Raw genomic sequence first — 19,182 nt, 5'->3', positions numbered from 1 at the left:
ATAAGCCTTTGGTTTCCGAAAGGGTGCCAAAGGCTTTTCAAATTGAAACAGTATATTACATGCTTTTGGATTTGTCCGTACTGGCAAAAGTGAGCCCCGGATTCGGGTCGACATTGTGGATACGGATGCTCATAATGAGCCCCATACTTAACATGTTGATAAGCAGAGACGTCCCTCCATAGCTGATAAAAGGCAGGGTAATTCCGGTAAGGGGCATCATGCCGACCAGCATGCCGATATTCTCAAAAATCTGGAAGATTAACATGGCGATAAGACCTACCGCTATGTAAGACCCTGAACTGTGAAAGCATTCAATGGCGATGATCATCAACCTGTATATCAGGAGAAAAAATAAAAAGATCAGCAAAGAAGAGCCGGCAAACCCGAATTCTTCCCCAATCACGGCAAAGACGGAATCGGCATAGGGATAAGGCACAAAGTGATTTTGAACAGAATCCCCTTTCGTATACCCCTCCCCCAAAAATTGCCCGCTCCCAATAGCAATGGTGGCGTTCCGGACGTGATACAAGTCGTCTTTAGAGGCTTTGCTCGGGAAAAACATGGCATCGATCCGCTGAACCCAGTGCCCTTTTTGTTTCTGATCCAGATAAGCTTTAATCTCATCATGATTCCGGTCATACCAGTAATAGGTCCCTGCGATTACAACTCCGGTAATCACAAACCCTATTAAAAAGTGGAGAAAACGGATATTGGCCACCCAATAGACAGCAACCAGAATAACGATAAGAGCCAGTGCATTGCCGAGGTCGGGCTGCATGAGAATAAAAGCGAACGGAACTCCCGTCAAAAGGCCGAGCGGAATGATATGCTTGAAAAAACGCAGATGGTGATCGGCGGGATTCATTTTTTGCAAATAGGCCACGAGAATCAGCACGACAGCCAGCTTAGCAAATTCTGCAGGCTGGAAACTAAGCCCGCCGGGAAGAGAAATCCACCCGCTGGAATTATTAATCTTCTTGTTTGAAATAAGGACAAAGGCCAGTAATCCTGTGGAAATAAGGTAAATCAATGGGGACAATTTTAAAATCCATTTATAATCGAAAAAAGAAACGATAAGCATTACGACTAAACCCAATGCATAGAAGATGGCCATTTTATTGGCGGAATTCGCAAATTCAGAGGAGGCATTTAAAGTTGCGCTATGAAGAGTCAGGACGCAGATCACAGAGAAAATCAAAAGAATAATCAGGATCAAGCTGTCCAGTTTTTGGAATTTTCTAACCATGAATTAGCCTCCCAAAAGGATAAGTTGATAATAGGCGGTCAAGTAGAGGCTAAGGATGAGAGAAGCCTATTCCCTATCTATTATACGGTTCCATGAAAGGAAAGAAAACCCTAATCGTACGATTAGGGTCTTCAGGAGGAGGAAAGCCATGGCAATGGGCTTGCAGAGATGTGAAGCCGGTTTACCCGCTTTGAAGCGGACCGGGGTTCATATCCTGTCTGTACTTAAAGTATCAAGTAGAGGCAGAAATTATTCAGAAATAGGAAAATCCGGCTATGCCTGCCATTCAGGGGAGGAGAGTTTCCAAACAGTGGTAAATATCCCCTTTCCTTTTTTTCTCCGTCTGAAGGCGGAGAAGGCTTTCAAACCGGGGGAGGTTGGTTTTTTTATACAAGCTGATAAACTGATATAAAAGAATTGATAATAGTACGGAGGTTGAACGATGGGAACAAAGGAGAAGCTGTTGCATGCTTTTCGGGAGGGAATCGATTATCAGTGGCCGGAGAGAGGATTTCCGGTAATCAACATTCATACCAGGGGGACAAGAAAAGGCAGAGCCAGGCTGGCCTTTGGACTCATTGCAATCGGAGATATTGCGGTCGGCCTGGTTTCCGTAGGAGCTATCAGTGTAGGCCTCCTATCTTTAGGGGCACTTGCCATTGGCTGGCTGCTTTCTGCCGGGGCCGTATCTGCAAGCAGCTTTCTGGCAGCGGGAGCCGTAGCGATTTCGGGCTGGTTCAGTGCCGGGGCTGTGGCTATTGCAGGGTGGATATCCGTTGGAGCCGTAGCTATAGGCAAGGTGGCTATAGGAGCGGTGGCTATCGCCCAGATAGCTTTTGGGGCCGTCGGGATTGGAGAAACGGCCTATGGTGTTGTTGTCGTTGCCAATCACGGATTGGGTCTGATTCCGATAACGGCGGATGCAGCCAGGTGGATATCAAATTTTCTGCTAAACCTTGTTCCACCAACCGGTCATCTTTAATGTTTGTCCACAATCCGGAACTTTCCTTCTAAAAGGAAAGTTCTTTTTTTAATTTGATAACGCAATAAAGCTTTAGAATGATATCAGAATAAATGTGAATATAACTTACAATTTGTCCTTTCTTTTTAAAGAAAAAGTGATTTGAAAGAAGAATAAGGTAGGTAAAACTCTAAAAAATCATTATTAGTGTCAATAAAACTAACATATTTTTAAGAATTTACAATATTTGCATTGTTTTTTAATCGAATGAAGTTTTATAATAGTATGAAAATTGTCCCTATATTCTGAATATTGTACCTGATATAGAGACGCAGGTGGGTGATGACATGCTAAAGACACTAGAAAACTCTCTGGACTTGCTGGAATATTTCACGGCGGAAACACCGTCTTGGGGAGTTCGGGAACTAGCGAAAGAAATGGGTTTCAGCCATTCCATCGTTTATCGTATCCTGGCCACATATGAGAAAAGGGGATTTTTAAGGCAGAACCCGCACACGAAGAAATACGAGCTTGGCCTTAAGTTTTGGGGATTTGGCCGGCTTGTCCAGGAACAGATGAAAATCACGGATGTGATACGGCCCATCTTGGAGAATATGGCGGAGGAGATACATGAAAGCATTTTCCTCACCTGGCTGGACGGAGAAGAAGGGGTATGTGTGGAAATAGCGGAGGCCGTGCATGTAATCAAATATTCCCTTAAAGTTGGTCACCGCACTCCTTTATACGCTGGAGCGTCAAACAAAGTTATTATGGCGTATCTCCCCAAAGAAGTTCAGGCGAGCATTATTTCGAAAGGGTTAAAGCCCAGGACGGCCAAAACCATTGTAGAAGCGGACAAACTGATTGAAGATTTGGAAGGGATCAGGAAGCAGGGATGGCAGTATTCGGTCGGGGAATACTCTGATGATATTTTTGGCATTGCCGTTCCGGTGTTCTCACAAGGGCAGATTACGGCGTCTCTGACTGCTGCCGGACTAGCATACCGGATGCCGCAAGAAAAGGTGCCGTATGTTCTTGATATTTTACGCAAGGGCAGAGACGAAATGGAGATTTACATCGACAATCTGTACAACCGTTCTTTGGTAAACAATTTGCTGAATCCCGGGTTTCTTTAAAAAGAACATAGTTTTTAAAAAAGGCATAGCTTTTAAAAGGTAACGTCCCTGACAAAGAGGACGAAGCCGTTCCTGTTTGTCCATCAATAAGAACAAGAGAGGGATGATGTCTATGGAAAAGGAAAAGAAACACCCGTCCGTTTTTGAACCTTTTGCTATTGTGCTAAATCTTGCCGTAAGTGTAGTGGGGGCAATTATCGGAATTCAGATCGTCACTACGCTGGGTGTAACTCCGAGCACTTCCATTATTGGGGCACTCGTAGCTATGCTGATAGCACGCATACCCATGGAACTGTTCCGCAAATATAAGTCCATTCATCGCCAAAATCTGATGCAGACTTCGATTTCTTCCGCTACCTTCGGTGCGGCCAACAGTCTGCTGATCCCGATCGGGATTCCATTTATTATGGGAAAAACCGAACTGATTTTGCCTATGCTGATCGGTGCGGCCCTGGCGATGTTCATTGATGCGACGCTGCTGTACAAATTGTTTGATTCCCGGATTTTTCCGGCCCGCGAAAGCTGGGCTCCCGGAGTAGCAACGGCCGAGTCTATCCTCGCCGGTGATAAAGGAGGCAAACGGGCGGGGCTTTTGGGAATAGGAGCATTGATTGGCGTGATCGGATCGGTACTCAAAATTCCGATGTCCGCCTTAGGGGTAGCCTTTATCGGAAATATCTGGGCATTAACTATGTTCGGAGTCGGTTTATTGATTAACCAGTACTCCATGCCGCTGTTTCAGCTGGATGTCGGCAAACTGTATATTGCCCATGGCATTATGATCGGTGCCGGTATCGTAGCGTTGATTCAGGTTGCCGTCCTCATTTTCAAAAGGGAGGATTCCGCTGCGGAAGCATCCAAGGAGAATGAAGCGGTTACTGTTCCTATGAGATCGGTTAAGCGTACACTTGGTCTTGGCTATGTGGCTTATCTGGCTGTTGCTGTTATCATTGCTGTTTTAGGCGGCCTGATGACCAAAATGTCGGCGGGCATGCTGATCGGATTTATCATTTTTGCCGCATTCGCCGCGTTCTTCCATGAGCTTATAGTTGGTATTGCAGCTATGCATTCAGGCTGGTTCCCGGCCTTTGCCGATATGGGATATGATCTGAAAACCGGATATATTCTCCGTGGTAACGGTTCGGACAAAGAGCTGGAAATCAGGGGAAGAAAGCAGCAATACTATACGGGAATGATTGCATTCGGTGTTGCCTTGTTGACAGTGGTGCTCACTTACAAAGGTTTCTTCGGACAAAATCTGGTCCCTCCAATTGATAAAGTCTATGCGTCCACGATTAATGCCGGAGCCTCCCTGGATGTGGCGATGAAACTGCTGATCTGGGCTATTCCGGGTGCTATTATCCAATGGATTGGCGGACCGAACCGCCAGCTTGGGGTTATGCTGGCTACAGGTCTTCTGATCGTTTCTCCAAATGCTTGCTGGGCTGTCCTTGGCGGGATTCTGATCCGGGTTGCCGTGCTTAAGATCAAAGGAAAAGAAGCGGAATCCACCATGAGTATTCTGGCCGCCGGATTTATCGCCGGAGATGCACTCTACAGCTTCTTTACTTCTGTATTTAAAGCTAGCAAATGAGGTGTTGAAAAGTGACTGCGATAACAATTGATGAACAAATTGTCCGCTATGCCGTCTATGGAGGAGCCATCCTCGGAGGCGGTGGCGGCGGGTGGATTAAAGAGGGGCTGGAGCTCGGCCGTCTTGCCCTTGAGGCGGGAGATCCCAGGCTGCTGACCGTAGATGAGCTTTCGGATGAGGATTTGCTGGTCACCGTGGCTATGGTGGGAGCACCTGCCGCCAAGGACCAGTACGTGAAGCCGATCCAGTATGCAAGGGCTCTGGAACTTCTTCAGGAACGGACAGGCCGTACGTTCAGGGGGATTATTACAAACGAGAATGGAGCAGGGACTACCGTTAACGGCTGGTTTCAGGCAGCCCTTACAGGAATCCCCGTTATCGATAATCCCTGTAATGGGAGGGCTCATCCTACCGGTGTGATGGGAGCTCTGAATTTATCGGAACTGCCCGATTATGTTTCCCATCAAGCGGCAGTAGGAGGCAAAGCAGCGAACCTGGTGGAATTGACCGTTTCCGGTTCTCTCAGTAAAGCGGCTTCCTTGGTCCGCTCCGCTTCAGTGGAAGCGGGAGGCCTTGTTGCTGTAGCCCGAAATCCCGTAACCGTATCCTACGCCAAGAAAAACGGGGCCCCGGGAGCTATCGTCCAAGCTATCGAGGTGGGAGAGGCTCTGCTGTCCCACAAAGGCGAAGCGGCTATCGATGCGGTCGCAGCCAAACTGGGCGGTAAGCTTGTAACCGTGGGGGAAGTATCGGATTTTCGTATGGAAACCGCGGGAGGTTTCGATGTCGGTACGGTCCTGATCGGAGGTTATGAAATGACGTTCTGGAACGAGTACATGACCCTGGAGAAAGACGGGGAGCGGCTTTCCACCTTCCCGGACCTCATCATGACCCTGGATGCCGATACGGCGGAACCTGTCGTCTCTGCGGCAGTAGCAAAAGAGCAACGTTTGGCCGTAATCAGCGTGCCCAAACAGAACCTGAAATTAAGCACCACCATGAGCAACAAGAATTTGCTTAAGCCGATCGAACCAATCGTACACAAGCCTATCGAAGCGTATTTGTAACGAAAATTACTAACCTGGAGGCATGCATCATGGCTTTGAAACAAACGCTTACTGTATATGAAACTTTGGATAGTGCCTATGTAACGGGAGATAAAGTGAAAGAGCTTTTTCAAGATTATCCTAAAGTATCCGTTACCGTTCAAAAAATAACCGGAGAAGAAGGCAGCACGGATTTTATCAAAATCGTCATTCCCGGTTCTAACGGAAAATCGAACGGAGGAGATGCTCCTACATTCGGAATTATCGGCCGTTTAGGCGGAATCGGTGCCCGTCCAAGCCGGGTCGGGCTCGTCTCCGACGGGGACGGGGCGGTTGCGTCTGCTTTGAAACTGGCGGATATGCAGGTAAAAGGCGACGTGCTTCCGGGAGATGTCATCGCAACTACGCATATTTGTCCGGATGCGCCTACCCAGCCTCATGAACCTGTCGATTTCATGGGTTCCCCGGTAGAAATGGATATTATGAATACTTACGAAATTTTGCCGGAGCAGGAAGCTATTTTATCCATCGATACCACAAAAGGAAACCGTGTTATTAACCATAAGGGCATCGCGCTGTCTCCAACGGTAAAAGAAGGATACATCTTGCGGGTAAGTGAGGATTTGCTGCGCATTATGGAAATGATTACGGGCCAGCTTCCGGTGACTTTCCCGATTACCATGCAGGATATTACGCCTTACGGAAATGATGTATACCATATCAATTCCATTCTTCAGCCGGCTGTTGCCACAGACGCCCCGGTTGTCGGGCTTGCCGTTTCGGCTCAATCGGCTGTACCGGGATGCGGAACCGGAGCCAGCCACGAGGTGGACATTGCTTCTGCCGTACGCTTTGCGGTTGAAGTAGCTAAAGAGTACACGCAGGGAACCTGCCAATTTTATAATGAGCAAGAGTTTGCCCGACTGACCAAGCTTTACGGATCGATGAAGGTACTGCAAACAATGGGGAAAGAAGCGTAAACGTTGATCTAAATGAAAGCAGGGGAGACCCCCTGCTCTTTTCCATATTTTTGAGGAGGGGATGCTGTTGGTTAAACTCGGCATGATTACAATCGGGCAGGCACCCCGTACGGATGTGGCTCCTATTATGGAGAAGTACCTGGAGAATCGTGCGGAACTGGTACAGATGGGAGCTCTGGACGGTTTAACCAAGACTTACATTGATGAGCGGATGGCTCCCGGCGAGGAAGATTACATTCTGACTTCCCGTCTGACGACCGGGGAACATGTGGTCATGAGCCGTTCTTGTCTTCAGCCGTTGGTTGAGGATAAAATAAAACAGATGGAGAACCTTGGGATTACCCAGATTTTACTTCTTTGTACCGGACAATTTCCGGGTTTGGCAACGGAACGCTCCTACTTGATCGAGCCGGATCATATTCTTCCTCCTGTAGTCCGTACTATGACCGGAAACCGGAGGCTTGGGATATTGGTACCATTGCCTGAACAAATGGACGGAATGAAAGAGAAATTTCATTCATTTGAGCAAGAGCCGGTTTATGCGGTTTCTTCCCCTTACACGCCCGATAAAGTGCGGTTTATGTCTGCATCCCGGGAATTGAAGGAAAAGGGAGCCGATCTGATTATTTTGGACTGCATGGGTTATCAGGAAGAAATGCGGGCATGGGTCGAGGAAGCTTCCGGTCTTCCGGTTATCTTGTCCAATGCCTTGATGGCCAAACTGATCTCTGAGATGATTGGTTAGAAAGGTCTGAAATAGACCGATTCTAATAAAAAGGGTGAATTCAGAATGAAACCAGAATTAATCGAAGTAAGCAAACGGTTATTGACAAATTGCCTGGGATTAAAGGCGGGGGAGACGTTCCTTGTTGTTGCGGACGATTCAAGGGAAGAACTTGCCAAGCATGTCTACGAAGCGGGACGCAGGCTGGGGGCTGAATCCGTCATTATGGTCATGAAGGAAAAGGAAAAATCCGGACAGGAACCCCCGGTTCCGGTTGCATCCGCTATGGCGGCTTCCCATGTGGTCATTTGCCTGACGAAAATGTCCCTGACACATACACAGGCCCGCAAACAGGCTGTGGCAGCCGGCAGCCGGCTGGCGACCATGCCGAGCATTACGGAAGATATGTTCCTGCAGGGAGCGGTTGCGGCAGATTATTCAGAAGTAAAGGTCTTTACGGAGAAAGTGACCGACATGCTGACCACAAGCAAACAGGCGCGCATTGAAAAAGACGGATATTCGCTGACGTTTTCTCTGGAAGAACGAAAAGGCGTTCCCAGTACCGGCGTTTATCTTAATCCGGGAGAGTCAGGCAACCTGCCTTCAGGAGAAGCGTACATTGCACCGGTGGAAGGCACAGCAAACGGCCAGCTGCTGGTAGACGGGTCCATCGCTGAGATCGGCAAAGTACAGGGTCCTGTTTTGTTGACGATAGAGGACGGAAGACTTGTGAAAGCGGAAGGACCGGATGGAGAACAGCTGCTTCATATTCTGGGTGATGGTGACGGGCGGTCTGTAGCTGAATTCGGTATCGGAACCAATAAGAAAGCCCGTATTACAGGCGTGGTGCTGGAGGATGAGAAAGTATACGGCACCGTTCATGTGGCATTCGGCAGCAATAATACGTTCGGAGGCATAGTTTCGGCAGGAGTACATATTGATTGTGTTGTCAAACAGCCGGATGTCTATCTGGACGGGAATAAGGTAATGGAAAAAGGCCAACTCATCTGTTAAAACAGGATGAAGGCTCTTACCTTTGGAAGCGTGTTTGATAAGGATTTTACCGAAGAGAACCTGGAAAAAATGAGACCGGTCACAGACCGGCAACTCATGGATCATATCACCGGCAAGAAGAAATTAACCAGGGAAGAGCTGGATCACGCCATCAAACAGCAGAAACTGATCAGCATGGGCGGAAAGTATTTATAACAGCGGAAAGTATTTGTAACAATTGAACCATAGTGAAAGTATAAACAAGTCATTTGAAAAAATGGCTTGTTTTTTTATGATAAGGGAACAGGTGGAGAACTAATAAAAAATCCAGCCTGCTTTTCCTTTAGCCGAAGGGAAGAGCGACTGGATTTTTATATGTTCCGGATGCTTTTGGTTATGCTGAATAATAGTAAACTGCGTTCATTTCTTTTCTTTATTCTTATTCACATAATCACGGATGTGCAGGGCGACAAATACACACGTACTGATAATAATAAACTGGGCCCATTCTCCTTTAAACCTCAAAAGAAGAAGGGTACATACGGGAATAAAAAAAATAAGTGCGAAAATACTTCCTTTCAACGCGATCACCTCGATTTAGGTCCATCACCTGTTTCTTTATTATAGCATAGGCCCGCTTTCCGCTCGTTATGATCTTAAGGGAACATTATAATCTTAAGGATCATTTAAGAAACGCGCCCTCCTTTCCATACGTATGAATAATATACATAAATTAGGAGGGTGTGCCATGAGTCAAACAGAAAAAAAGAGCAGAACAGGCATCATTGTTACATTGATTATTGTGGTGATCATCGTTGGAGGTATTGTCTGGTTTTTTAATACGGCATCAGGGGAGCGCATGATTAAAAACTTCCAGTACAACAATCTGGGGGGATTGGAAAGAACAGTAAAAGTTTATGGGAACAACGGGGACCTGATTAAAGAGTATGAAGGAAAACTTGACATTAAAGATACGGAACTCGGTAATAAAGTTCTCTTTGATTTAAACGGAAAAAGAATCACGATCTACAATGCCACCGTAATCACAGAGGAGAAGTAGCGCACTGTTTACTTTATGAAGATGGCAACTGCAAAAGGGTTGTCTCAAAAAAATACATGGATTAATAAGATAGGCGAGTACGGAGTAGGACATTTCCATTTTCCGACTTTGGCGGGATAGCGCCACTTGATGCGCTGTCGGTCCGAACACTTTCCCCAACAGACCATTTTGCGTCCAATTGGCAGACGAACGACGTCGGAGGCATCGTGGGCTGAATCCAAGATCGCCTCTCCGACCTTCCAATCCGGGTACAGTGACGTAGTTCCCGCTAACAGCAAATCCATGAGAAAACGTTTAAGAGGATATTCCAAAATAAGAACTTTTCATTTAATATTGTTAATATACCTAAATAATGGTATTATTTTAGATAGAAAAATAGTTTTAAGAAATAATGAAAAAAGGAGGGGATTATCATGTCAAAAGAAGTTTTAGACGCGCAGGTATGGCTAAATTCGACCTACGGGAATAATTCCAAGTACATCCGTGTAAAAGAGACGGGCTATCCCGGAACAGCAACATCGAAAGCATTAATATCCGCTTTACAAATTGAACTAGGGCTTTCTTCCGTCACAGGAAACTTTGGAGATATGACTTCCAAGGCCTGCGATGCAAACCCACTGGGTAGCGGAAGTACAGGAAACAAAGTCAAATTACTCCAATATGGGCTTTACTGTAAAGGATATAATCCGCGGAGTACGGATGGGGTATTTAATCAACATACACAAAACGCGTTGAAATCCATTCAACAGGACGCCGGATTATCGGAAAATCAAATCTCAACAGCTGCAAAAGGACTTCAAATGAAGGCAGTTCTCGGCCCTGATGAATATAAGAAAGTCAGCCGCGGAGACAGCAAGATACGGGAAATGCAGCAGGAACTGAACCGCAGGTATTTGGACTATACGGGTCTTCGTCCCTGTGATGGGATTTATTCACGCGGAACAAATGCGGCACTTATCTTTGCTTTACAGGCCGAAGAACATTTGCCTATCGGCGTCGCAAATGGCAACTTTGGCGTTACAACCAGGAAATGCTGTCCGGAGATTCCTTATACGAAGGCACAAAAAGATTATAAGGGTGCAGCTTACAACAGCGAAAGTATTACCCGGTTCATCAAGTTAGTACAGTTCACCTTATATTGTGTCGGGCATGACCGGTACAGTGCACTTCCTTTCAATGGAAGCAAATATGATCCCGGTAAGTTTAACGGAGAGTTTAATAATTCAACCCTAGAGGCTCTTCATCAATTCCAAAGAGATGTCGCCTTGCCTGTCAGGGACAGGATTGGAATAGATGAGTGGATGGCACTGCTTGTCAGCACAGGGAATCCAGACCGTGCCGGCGACGTTTGTGACTGTGCTTCCAGAATTACGCCTGCTGTCGCAGCCCAATTAAAAAAAGCAGGATATATACTTGTTGGCCGGTACCTGACCGGGGATATCGTCGTAAAGAATACCCGGGTTGCCAAAAATCTATTGCGTTCGGAGATGTACGATATTTTTAAAGCCAGGTTAAGACTCTTTGTTATCTTCCAAGATGCCAGAGAGTATTACACGGAAAACCCGCATGAGGAGAACATTGTAAACTATTTTACACAAAAGCGGGGATATGCCGATGCAGAGAAAGCATTTTCCGCCGCCAAGTCACTTGGTGTTCCGAGGAACGAAATCATTTATTTTACGGTGGATTATGATTTTATGGAAGATCAGGTCAAGTCGAAGATCATTCCTTATTTTAAAGGAGTTAATGAATATGCGAAGGAAGCCGGGAATATCTTCAGGATCGGGATTTATGGTTCCCGCAACACCTGCTCACTTGTGAAAAAGGAAGGTTATTCTGTCAGTAGTTTTGTTTCCGATCTTTCAACCGGGTACAGCGGAAATATGGGATATCCCCTCCCGGACGATTGGGCCTTTGACCAAATCAAAGAATATGGTCCGAGCTCATCTGTGAGCATCGGGATCGATAAGAATGTACGTTCAGGCCGGTATGAAGGTTTTAATGACTTTATTAAGGAAGAACAGGATAATGAATGGGATCTGATTCGTAAGAACGGTTCTGCGTATGTGCTTACCGACGGACCAAAGGGACCCTATCCGAATGATGAAAGTAAACTTCCTGTCTATTGGGCTAAGGTAAAAACGTCTGACGGGAAATTCGTTGCCAAATATCCCATGTATGATGGCATACAAGTTGGTGCGTTTTACAGCAAGCGAGATATAAATCCTAATCGTAAAGACAGTAATGATGACCATATTCGATATGTATATTTCAGAGATGTCGGCGGCCGACTGAATGCGGGTTATATTGACGAGTCGTCTTTGATTAATTATCCGAATGAAGGAAAGGGGAAGTTTGTCTATCATTACTTTGGAGGTAAGAGGTATGGAGAGATAGCGATGGAAAGAATGCTTTTATGAACGCTAAAGATCTTTTTTTATCCGATAAAGATATACCTGAAACCATAAAGGTACACTTCTTGGTCACTTCAACCTTGAAATGCTACAAAGAAAACTTCGAGAGGGCTCCCGATCTTTTGCCGGGAACCAAAATCGAAATTTTGGCATCGTCTACTACGGGAAAACATTACGCGCACTTGGTTCTATGCACCGCTAAAATGCTTCCTGGAAGCAGCAAATGGGAACACTTAATCAAGGGAGAAAAACACGGGTTTGTGGATTTAGGGTTTGAAATTGGTGTCATGCCGCATAATAGAAGTCTGGTTACCGGTATAGGTAAATAAATAACGAGCAAAACTGTATGCAGAAGCAGGCCATTTTTGAACATGGCCTGCTTCTGTGCTTATTTACTCTTCTATCTTGTCTACAATAAGAAGAATCACGTTGTTGGCTATATACGTGATTTTTTCTGTTTGTCCCAATTCCATTTCGTTAAAGCCCTTTATGGTTCCGTCCTGTACATAATAGGGGATCACAACGTAATAGTCTTTGTTTGTAAATTGCAAATTGTTTAAACCCGGGAATGATTCCGGCTTGTCCATTTCGCGTATGTCGTTTGACGAGCAGTCCAGGTAAGTAACATGCACATCCGGATTCTCAACAACCTCGCTTGTGATAGGCCCAGATAGAAACTGGTAGCGAACCGGATTTCCCACCCTATATTGCTCCAAAACTGATTTTAAGTTAAAGTTCGTAAACCACTCTATGAACTTGGGAAACTTTTCAAAGTTAAACGTTGCACCCTCTCCTTCCGATTCCCAATATACGTCAATCCCCGTCATGGTTGAAGAAGGTGCCGAGAATGCTTCTGGCATGGATTGCTTGTTTTTGAATTCGGTTCTATGGTTATTCCTGATTCTATACAGCCCCATGTTGTCTTGATCCTCCGTGGATTCCTCCAGTGCCTGAACGGAACAATTTACATTCATAATTTCACCTTCGGGAGTAAATAGGATATCAATTGTAGGATCAGTTACCTTATTATCTTCAGCCTTAATTTTAGCGAGAATTTGGTCATACAGGTCATGAAAGTTTAAGGTGAACATATTGGGACGTTTCAACGGAATAAAAGTATCCTTTTTGCGGCCACTTTCATCATAATCCTCCTGTAATGTACAGCCACCCAGGAAAAGGAGGAAAACCAATAACAGCAAAACGATACCTGTACCTTTTTTCATCATCATCACTCCAATTATAAAAGCTCTATACCAAACATACTGCTTAAGGCATTATGAAATGAGGCTTGAGAAATAAAAAAACATCTGTACATTCTGTAAGATGTGATCAGTCCATTGAGAGGAAATAACAGGATACTTAACCAGTATATCGATCTTTTTCTTCATTTTCCAGAAATATAAACAATTTTTGGAAATAAATGAGCACAGATTTTCCTATCATAGCGATCTTTTTGCCGGGAACTAAAATCGAAATTTTGGCATCATCTAGTACGGGAGAATCCTACCCGCACTGGATTCTATGCACCGCCAAAATGCTCCCCGGAAGCAACCAATGGGCAAGCTTAATCCCGGGGGAAGCACACGGGTTTGTTGATTTGGGATTTGAAATGGGTGTCATGCCTCATGATAGAAGCCTGATTACTGGTATAAGCAAGTAATATCGAGTAGTATGCGGAAGCAGGCCATGTTCAAATGGCCTGCTTTTATACTCAATTATCCTTTTGTCGTTTTATCGACAATAAGAAGAATCACGTTGTTAGCTATATACGTTATTTTATCTGTTTCTGTTTGCCCCATATGCCTTTCGTTAAACCCCTTTATGGTTCCATCCTGTACATAATAGGGGATCACGGCATAATAGTCTTTATCGGTAAGTTTCAAATAATGGGACTCAGGGTATGATTCCGGTTTGTCCATTTCCCGTATGTCGTTTGATGAGCAATCCAGGTAAGTAACATGCACATCCGGATTTTGAACCACCTCACTTATAACTTTCGATTGAAGTTCAAAGCGAATCGGGCTTCCCACCGTATATTGTTCTAATACTGATTTTAAGTTGAAGTTCGCAAACCACTCTATGAACTTGGGGAACTTTTGAAAGTTTAACATGTCCATATATCTCCCGTCATAGTACCCTCCCGATTCCCGATATACGTCAATTCCCGTCATGGCTGAAGAAGGTGCCGAGAATGCTTCTGGAAGGGATTGCCGGTTTTTTGTATCGGTGCTATGGTTATTCCTGATTCTATACAGCTCCAAGTCGTATTGATCTTCCGACTCCGAGGATTCCATCAGTGCATGAACGGAACAATCCACATCCATAATTTCTCCTCCGGGAGTAAACAGGATATCTATAGTCGGATCAGCTACTTTGTTATTTTCAGCCTTAATTTTGGCGAAAATTTGGTCAAACAGGTCATGAAAGTTTAAGGTGAACATATTGGGACTTTTCAACGGAATAAAAGTATCCTTTTTGCGGCCACTTTCATCATACTCCTCCTGTAATGTACAGCCACCCAGGAAAAGGAGGAAAACCAATAACAGCAAAATGATACCTGCACCTTTTTTCATCACATCACTCCAATATAAAAGGCTCTACAGCAAACATAGTGCTTGAAACATTATGAAATGAGGCTTGAGAAATAAAAAAACATCTGTACATTCCGTAAGATGTCAAGTAAGAATATAGGATGCATAACTAGTATACCGATCTTTTTCTTTATTTTCCAGAAATATAAACAAGTTTTGGAAATAAATGAGTATAACCCTTCCTATTGAAATTACTACTGTTTCAAGAAACAGGTTTGCCTGATTTGCCGATTTATTGGTTTTGTGATTCGAAGAACCAATTTCCTCAAACTTCTCAATTTGCTGTTATACCGCATAATAGAAGCCTGATTACTGGTATAAGCAAGTAAATATCGAGAAAGCTGCATGCAGAAGCAGGCCATTTTGAACATGGCCTGCTTCTATACTCAATTATTCTTTTGTCGTTTTGTCGACAATAAGAAGAATTACATTGTTTGCTATATACGTGATTTTCTCTGTTTGTCCCAATTCCATTCCGTTAAAGCCCTTTATAGTTCCGTCCTGTAAATAATATGGGATCACAGCGTAATAGTCTTTGTTTGTAAATTGCAAATAGTTTAAACCCGGGTATGATGTCGGTTTGTCCATTTCCCGTATGTCGTTTGACGAACAGTCTAAATAAGTGACGTGTACATCCGGATTCTCAACAACCTCGCTAGTGATAGGCCCAGATAGAAACTGGTAGCGAACCGGATTTCCCACCCTAAATTGCTCCAAAACTGATTTTAAGTTGAAGTTCGTAAACCACTCTATGAACTTGGGAAACTTTTCAAAGTTGAACGTTGCACCCTCTCCTTCCGTTTCCCAATATACGTCAATTTTAATGCTCCCATAAGTTGTGACACGGGAGAGTGATAAATAAGTTATATAACACTATGGAAAAACGAAACCGATATACCTCAGAGTTTAAGACGAAGGTCGTGTTAGAGGTGCTCCGTAAGGAGCAGACCGTCAATGAGATTACAGCCAGATATGAATTAAGCCCAGTGATGATTAGCCGTTGGAAAGCGTAGTTCCTTGAGCGGGGTTCAATGGTGTTTGAGAAGAAGACGAGTGATGCTAATAAAGTAAGAAGGAGTACGGGGTTCCATTTACCTATTCAACATCATCGATTAGTATAGCCGCAAAGTGATCGACCCGACGAATTCTATGCTCACCCTATTGATGGGATCGCGACCTAAAACATGAAAAGGAGGACATAACTTATTCCTGAAAAAATCGTATCTTGACAATGGGGAGCATTAAAGTTATTTTTGAAGTATATCATGTACTAGCGGAAGCACCGCAAACTCGGGACTGACAACCGATGTTTGGGGTGTTTTTTGATTTTGTTACAAGTAAGTTTTATTTTTCTCCTGATTCGTATCTGTAGGTGTAAAATTGTCTTCTAGGTTAGGATCTCAAGAATATATATGATTAACAGGGGCATAAATTGTCAATTATATTTTATAAGCTGTAATTATGGAGGACGATAATATTGAATTCGAGAGTAGTTCGAGCCAAACTGTTCATCACCTGTGATGTTATTATAGACGATACACTTATTAAAAATATTGAGGAACAGTATGTCGATATAAGTAGCGACGAAGAGGCAGGTGCTCAGGTTTTATTTGCTTTTTTAAATCCGAAATTGCCTACAGTCGACCAACTCAGAAAAGATCTTGGTACTTGGGATGGTGTGTGCGATTTTAAAGACCGGTTTAAAGAACTGCAATTATCACTTGATATAGAATGAACAAGGGGAATTTGTCAATTTTTCTTCCCTATGGAAAAATATCCTATTCAATACTCTCCCTTTATGGTACATTAAAATAGTACTTTTTTACATAAGGGAGCGTAGGATTTTGCCGAATATAGAGATATCGAAGTTAATAGCCCATGATTTAGCTCTGGACAAAGCCAGCCCGAAAACATATCAGCAGCTCATGGACCTATCGCAGATTCCTGCAGAGGTACTTGAGTTCTTCTCTAGCCATATTTCAAATGCAGTTATTGCAAAACAAATAAAAGTATGTACATTCACGCATAAAGATGCGGCTGTTTTTCTCGGTTGCTTGGAAATATCTCAAGATCTTGCTGACGATCATTTATTTATTAATAATAGCACCAATATGACCCAGCTACTTTTTAACGTGATGAAAGCTTCGAGTTCAAGAAGTTCGGGGACATTAATTTTTATTTTATACAACGATTTGGATACTGGCCTTCCGTACCTTGCGATTCTCAAAATGGATCCTAACAAAGCTATTCAAATTGATCGTACAAATTATAAGTTTGTTGTTCAAGAAGATATTTTGCCTAGTGTAAACGAAAGGCTCCATAAATGTGCTTTTATAAAACTTAGTCCAACTCTTTGGGAAGATGAATTCCATCTGAAAGTACTAGACAAGCAGCAGGTAACAGGTGAGGTTTCTAAGTATTTTCTATTATCCTTTCTGGAATCACAAGCGTTGATTGATAACAAAGCTATGACAGAACTGGTTAGCGTTAATCTGGCTGAGTATGCAATTCAAGAACAGATTATTCGAACACAATTGGAGATTGTTGATTTTAACGCAAAAGTAGACCGATTGCTCAGCAAAGGAAATGATGTTGACTTGGATCGAGACTTGGACAACCTTTTCAAAACATACATAGCGGGAGATGCTGATCGGGTAAATAAAATAGATGGGTTCAAGCAAAAGCTTGTTCAAAAACGAGAGAACGTCATGTTTGAATTCGTTGCTGAGAAAAGACCTACAATCGCAATGTTTGCAGACCCAGATAGATTAATTAAAATTCAATTTCCTCTTCAAGATATGGACACTAAGGTATTCCTTGAATATAAAAAAGAAGAAGACGGTTCCGTAACAACGATAATTAAAATTAAAGGTGTGGAACTAAAAGAAAAGTTTAAGTAGGGAGTTATACTGTTATGGATTCATTGCTAAATACATTTTTAGCAATTTTGTCGGAATTGGAGTCATTTGAACAGGAGTGTTCAGAGGACCCCAGTCTATTCACTGTCAACTACTCTGTGCCGCTACCAATGATTAGAATCATTTCGAAGAGGTATGAAGAGGTTTTTAGAAATTTTGATGTAAGTTTTGAGATTTTGTATGAGGAAAGAAGATTGGACTTTAACGCCTTTAAACAAAATGACCGTTTCATGAATACAGATGCTCAATTGGAACTAAAACTTACGATTAATAAACGAGTTAAGCTCTGTTTGTCTGAGAATACGTTTGTTTTTTTCAAGAATCAATATTTTTTTAAGCATTTTAATGTACTTAACAGTGAACTGTTTCGAAGTATTAATGTAGAAAAAGAAATTATTACTCATCTACCAATTGAAAAACCTTACTCAAATTCGTATTTAAAGCTTATCCCTATTGGATTAAATGCTATTACATCTGCTAATAAGCTAAGCGAAAAAACGAAGGAAGAATTTGATCTAATTAGAAAAATTCATGACGAAGTTGCTCGCGGTGGAGATAGACATCCATTACCGAATTACTATAAGATTGATGGCTTAACTGGTTCTTTTAAATCTTGGTTTGATCAAAATTTATTTCATGCAAGTCTTCTTTATATAGCAAACAAAATGTCAGAATATGGAAAGATAGTAATTAGGGGACATAAGACAACTGAGATTTCACCGTCGCAAGAACTGAGTGTTCAAAATGCTCTAGCTATCTTTAATATCTATCGTTTTTGTTACGAGGAGAAACATTATAACGACAAAATTGAAATTGCCAGAAATATATTTACAATCTATTTGAATTCGACCGACTCTGCTGCAAAAATAGATGAGTTGCTCCCGAAAATTGAAAAAACGATCTCGAATCATTTTTCAGCCTATATACAAGACAGTATCAAAAAATTTTTTAACGATCGAAAAGATGTTGTAAAAGAAGCACATAAATTTGGGTCAGATCTAAAAAAAGAATCAGATAAGTTGCTGACTTATATTAATACATCGCTTATAGGAATTATTACAGCAATTTTTTCTGCCTCTTTGGGGTTATCTAAAGGTGAACGATGGTATTTGATCATAGCGCTTATATTCCATGCACTGTTGTTTATATTTTCATACTTATTTAATCGCAGTTATATTGAGAAACGAAAGAATGAAATTACAAGATTGTATGGAAAATATACGTCTAAATTTGTGGTTTTGGCGGAAGATGATCTCGAAGATATAAAAAAAATATATATAGATCCGGGAGTTGAAAATGTTAATTCATATTTGAAGCTTTACAAACGAGTAATAATTGGACTTATTGCATTAATGATTTTGTTGATTGTAATAGGTCTCCGACTACCTGACGGTATGTTTACCACAAACAATACAAAATCTAACAATGGTCTGATAGTTACAAACAACTTGTATATAACCTTAATGCTTGATCTATAGTCCGGAATATTCATTCTCACCCGTTTTAACTTGCAGAGGAG

21 protein-coding genes are annotated in these 19,182 nt (G+C 42.9%); 17 read left to right on the top strand and 4 right to left on the bottom strand.

What is annotated here, in order from left to right; translation table 11 throughout:
• Window positions 1–55 precede the first annotated feature (55 nt).
• A complete protein-coding gene (locus tag BXP28_RS12815; RefSeq protein ID WP_023483383.1) occupies window positions 56–1,246 on the bottom strand; it encodes an FtsW/RodA/SpoVE family cell cycle protein in 1,191 nt (396 codons plus the stop codon).
• Window positions 1,247–1,394: 148 nt separating this feature from the next.
• Here BXP28_RS12815 and BXP28_RS12810 point away from each other — a divergent pair, with 148 nt between their 5' ends.
• From BXP28_RS12810 to BXP28_RS12750, 12 genes are all read left to right on the top strand, one after another.
• The gene (locus BXP28_RS12810; protein ID WP_024095097.1) at window positions 1,395–1,658 is read left to right on the top strand and encodes a hypothetical protein; all 264 of its coding nucleotides are present in this window, start codon (window positions 1,395–1,397) and stop codon (window positions 1,656–1,658) included.
• Window positions 1,659–1,688: 30 nt separating this feature from the next.
• Window positions 1,689–2,228 carry a hypothetical protein gene (locus tag BXP28_RS12805; RefSeq protein WP_023483382.1) on the top strand — a complete coding sequence of 180 codons (540 nt, stop codon included), beginning with the start codon at window positions 1,689–1,691 and terminating at the stop codon, window positions 2,226–2,228.
• A gap of 326 nt (window positions 2,229–2,554) precedes the next feature.
• Window positions 2,555–3,343, top strand: coding sequence for an IclR family transcriptional regulator (locus BXP28_RS12800; RefSeq protein WP_036655209.1), 789 nt, complete (start codon window positions 2,555–2,557; stop codon window positions 3,341–3,343).
• Window positions 3,344–3,449: 106 nt separating this feature from the next.
• On the top strand, window positions 3,450–4,937 hold the full coding sequence (locus BXP28_RS12795; protein WP_040932142.1) for an OPT/YSL family transporter: 1,488 nt from the start codon (window positions 3,450–3,452) through the stop codon (window positions 4,935–4,937).
• An 11-nt stretch (window positions 4,938–4,948) separates the two neighbouring features.
• Complete coding sequence (locus tag BXP28_RS12790; protein ID WP_023483379.1) at window positions 4,949–6,004, top strand: S-methyl thiohydantoin desulfurase family protein; 1,056 nt, start codon at window positions 4,949–4,951, stop codon at window positions 6,002–6,004.
• Between the two features lie 29 nt (window positions 6,005–6,033).
• The gene (locus BXP28_RS12785) at window positions 6,034–6,963 is read left to right on the top strand and encodes a DUF1177 domain-containing protein (protein WP_077585077.1); all 930 of its coding nucleotides are present in this window, start codon (window positions 6,034–6,036) and stop codon (window positions 6,961–6,963) included.
• Window positions 6,964–7,024: 61 nt separating this feature from the next.
• Window positions 7,025–7,708 (top strand): AroM family protein, encoded by a 684-nt coding sequence (locus BXP28_RS12780; protein WP_023483377.1) that lies wholly within the window; start codon window positions 7,025–7,027, stop codon window positions 7,706–7,708.
• A 45-nt stretch (window positions 7,709–7,753) separates the two neighbouring features.
• Entirely contained in the window at window positions 7,754–8,701 is a 948-nt protein-coding gene (locus BXP28_RS12775) for an aminopeptidase (RefSeq protein WP_023483376.1), read from the top strand.
• Between the two features lie 30 nt (window positions 8,702–8,731).
• Entirely contained in the window at window positions 8,732–8,896 is a 165-nt protein-coding gene (locus BXP28_RS12770; protein WP_158442251.1) for a hypothetical protein, read from the top strand.
• Window positions 8,897–9,428: 532 nt separating this feature from the next.
• The gene (locus BXP28_RS12765) at window positions 9,429–9,740 is read left to right on the top strand and encodes a hypothetical protein (RefSeq protein ID WP_023483375.1); all 312 of its coding nucleotides are present in this window, start codon (window positions 9,429–9,431) and stop codon (window positions 9,738–9,740) included.
• A 413-nt stretch (window positions 9,741–10,153) separates the two neighbouring features.
• On the top strand, window positions 10,154–12,160 hold the full coding sequence (locus tag BXP28_RS12755; RefSeq protein WP_051427930.1) for a glycoside hydrolase domain-containing protein: 2,007 nt from the start codon (window positions 10,154–10,156) through the stop codon (window positions 12,158–12,160).
• Window positions 12,157–12,483, top strand: coding sequence for a hypothetical protein (locus tag BXP28_RS12750; protein ID WP_023484168.1), 327 nt, complete (start codon window positions 12,157–12,159; stop codon window positions 12,481–12,483). The genes BXP28_RS12755 and BXP28_RS12750 overlap by 4 nt, the downstream gene beginning before the upstream one ends.
• A 63-nt stretch (window positions 12,484–12,546) precedes the next feature.
• Here BXP28_RS12750 and BXP28_RS12745 read toward each other — a convergent pair whose 3' ends face one another.
• A complete protein-coding gene (locus tag BXP28_RS12745; RefSeq protein WP_036655205.1) occupies window positions 12,547–13,377 on the bottom strand; it encodes a hypothetical protein in 831 nt (276 codons plus the stop codon).
• A 197-nt stretch (window positions 13,378–13,574) separates the two neighbouring features.
• On the opposite strand from BXP28_RS12745, the gene BXP28_RS12740 reads away from it, so the two are divergent.
• Complete coding sequence (locus tag BXP28_RS12740; RefSeq protein ID WP_036655202.1) at window positions 13,575–13,814, top strand: hypothetical protein; 240 nt, start codon at window positions 13,575–13,577, stop codon at window positions 13,812–13,814.
• 55 nt (window positions 13,815–13,869) lie between these two features.
• Here the strand turns inward: BXP28_RS12740 and BXP28_RS12735 are convergent, their stop codons facing one another.
• Window positions 13,870–14,727 (bottom strand): hypothetical protein, encoded by an 858-nt coding sequence (locus tag BXP28_RS12735; RefSeq protein WP_036655200.1) that lies wholly within the window; start codon window positions 14,725–14,727, stop codon window positions 13,870–13,872.
• Between the two features lie 408 nt (window positions 14,728–15,135).
• Window positions 15,136–15,447 (bottom strand): hypothetical protein, encoded by a 312-nt coding sequence (locus tag BXP28_RS12730; protein WP_024095081.1) that lies wholly within the window; start codon window positions 15,445–15,447, stop codon window positions 15,136–15,138.
• 173 nt (window positions 15,448–15,620) lie between these two features.
• Here BXP28_RS12730 and BXP28_RS25145 point away from each other — a divergent pair, with 173 nt between their 5' ends.
• The 4 genes from BXP28_RS25145 (at window position 15,621) to BXP28_RS12710 (ending at window position 19,141) form a co-directional block, all read left to right on the top strand.
• A complete protein-coding gene (locus tag BXP28_RS25145) occupies window positions 15,621–15,758 on the top strand; it encodes a transposase (RefSeq protein ID WP_077585076.1) in 138 nt (45 codons plus the stop codon).
• Window positions 15,759–16,222: 464 nt separating this feature from the next.
• On the top strand, window positions 16,223–16,480 hold the full coding sequence (locus BXP28_RS12720) for a hypothetical protein (RefSeq protein ID WP_036655198.1): 258 nt from the start codon (window positions 16,223–16,225) through the stop codon (window positions 16,478–16,480).
• 109 nt (window positions 16,481–16,589) lie between these two features.
• Entirely contained in the window at window positions 16,590–17,645 is a 1,056-nt protein-coding gene (locus tag BXP28_RS12715) for a nucleoid-associated protein (RefSeq protein WP_023482424.1), read from the top strand.
• Window positions 17,646–17,659: 14 nt separating this feature from the next.
• On the top strand, window positions 17,660–19,141 hold the full coding sequence (locus BXP28_RS12710) for a hypothetical protein (RefSeq protein ID WP_023482425.1): 1,482 nt from the start codon (window positions 17,660–17,662) through the stop codon (window positions 19,139–19,141).
• Window positions 19,142–19,182 lie beyond the last annotated feature (41 nt).

The sequence above is a fragment of the Paenibacillus larvae subsp. larvae genome, assembly GCF_002003265.1.
Lineage (GTDB): Bacteria > Bacillota > Bacilli > Paenibacillales > NBRC-103111 > Paenibacillus_H > Paenibacillus_H larvae.
The sequence above is the reverse complement of the archived record's forward strand: the minus strand, read 5'-3'. Positions and strand labels throughout refer to the sequence as shown.

What these genes read in the sequence shown, in the direction of transcription:
- BXP28_RS12780 (WP_023483377.1), top strand. Translation starts at nt 7,025, where the DNA reads ATGCTGTTGGTTAAACTCGGCATGATTACAATCGGGCAGGCACCCCGT.
- BXP28_RS12710 (WP_023482425.1), top strand. Translation starts at nt 17,660, where the DNA reads ATGGATTCATTGCTAAATACATTTTTAGCAATTTTGTCGGAATTGGAG.
- BXP28_RS12745 (WP_036655205.1), bottom strand. Translation starts at nt 13,377, where the DNA reads ATGAAAAAAGGTACAGGTATCGTTTTGCTGTTATTGGTTTTCCTCCTT.
- BXP28_RS12800 (WP_036655209.1), top strand. Translation starts at nt 2,555, where the DNA reads ATGCTAAAGACACTAGAAAACTCTCTGGACTTGCTGGAATATTTCACG.
- BXP28_RS12795 (WP_040932142.1), top strand. Translation starts at nt 3,450, where the DNA reads ATGTCTATGGAAAAGGAAAAGAAACACCCGTCCGTTTTTGAACCTTTT.
- BXP28_RS12765 (WP_023483375.1), top strand. Translation starts at nt 9,429, where the DNA reads ATGAGTCAAACAGAAAAAAAGAGCAGAACAGGCATCATTGTTACATTG.
- BXP28_RS12815 (WP_023483383.1), bottom strand. Translation starts at nt 1,246, where the DNA reads ATGGTTAGAAAATTCCAAAAACTGGACAGCTTGATCCTGATTATTCTT.
- BXP28_RS12740 (WP_036655202.1), top strand. Translation starts at nt 13,575, where the DNA reads ATGAGCACAGATTTTCCTATCATAGCGATCTTTTTGCCGGGAACTAAA.
- BXP28_RS25145 (WP_077585076.1), top strand. Translation starts at nt 15,621, where the DNA reads ATGGAAAAACGAAACCGATATACCTCAGAGTTTAAGACGAAGGTCGTG.
- BXP28_RS12735 (WP_036655200.1), bottom strand. Translation starts at nt 14,727, where the DNA reads ATGAAAAAAGGTGCAGGTATCATTTTGCTGTTATTGGTTTTCCTCCTT.
- BXP28_RS12775 (WP_023483376.1), top strand. Translation starts at nt 7,754, where the DNA reads ATGAAACCAGAATTAATCGAAGTAAGCAAACGGTTATTGACAAATTGC.
- BXP28_RS12810 (WP_024095097.1), top strand. Translation starts at nt 1,395, where the DNA reads ATGGCAATGGGCTTGCAGAGATGTGAAGCCGGTTTACCCGCTTTGAAG.
- BXP28_RS12805 (WP_023483382.1), top strand. Translation starts at nt 1,689, where the DNA reads ATGGGAACAAAGGAGAAGCTGTTGCATGCTTTTCGGGAGGGAATCGAT.
- BXP28_RS12750 (WP_023484168.1), top strand. Translation starts at nt 12,157, where the DNA reads ATGAACGCTAAAGATCTTTTTTTATCCGATAAAGATATACCTGAAACC.
- BXP28_RS12755 (WP_051427930.1), top strand. Translation starts at nt 10,154, where the DNA reads ATGTCAAAAGAAGTTTTAGACGCGCAGGTATGGCTAAATTCGACCTAC.
- BXP28_RS12785 (WP_077585077.1), top strand. Translation starts at nt 6,034, where the DNA reads ATGGCTTTGAAACAAACGCTTACTGTATATGAAACTTTGGATAGTGCC.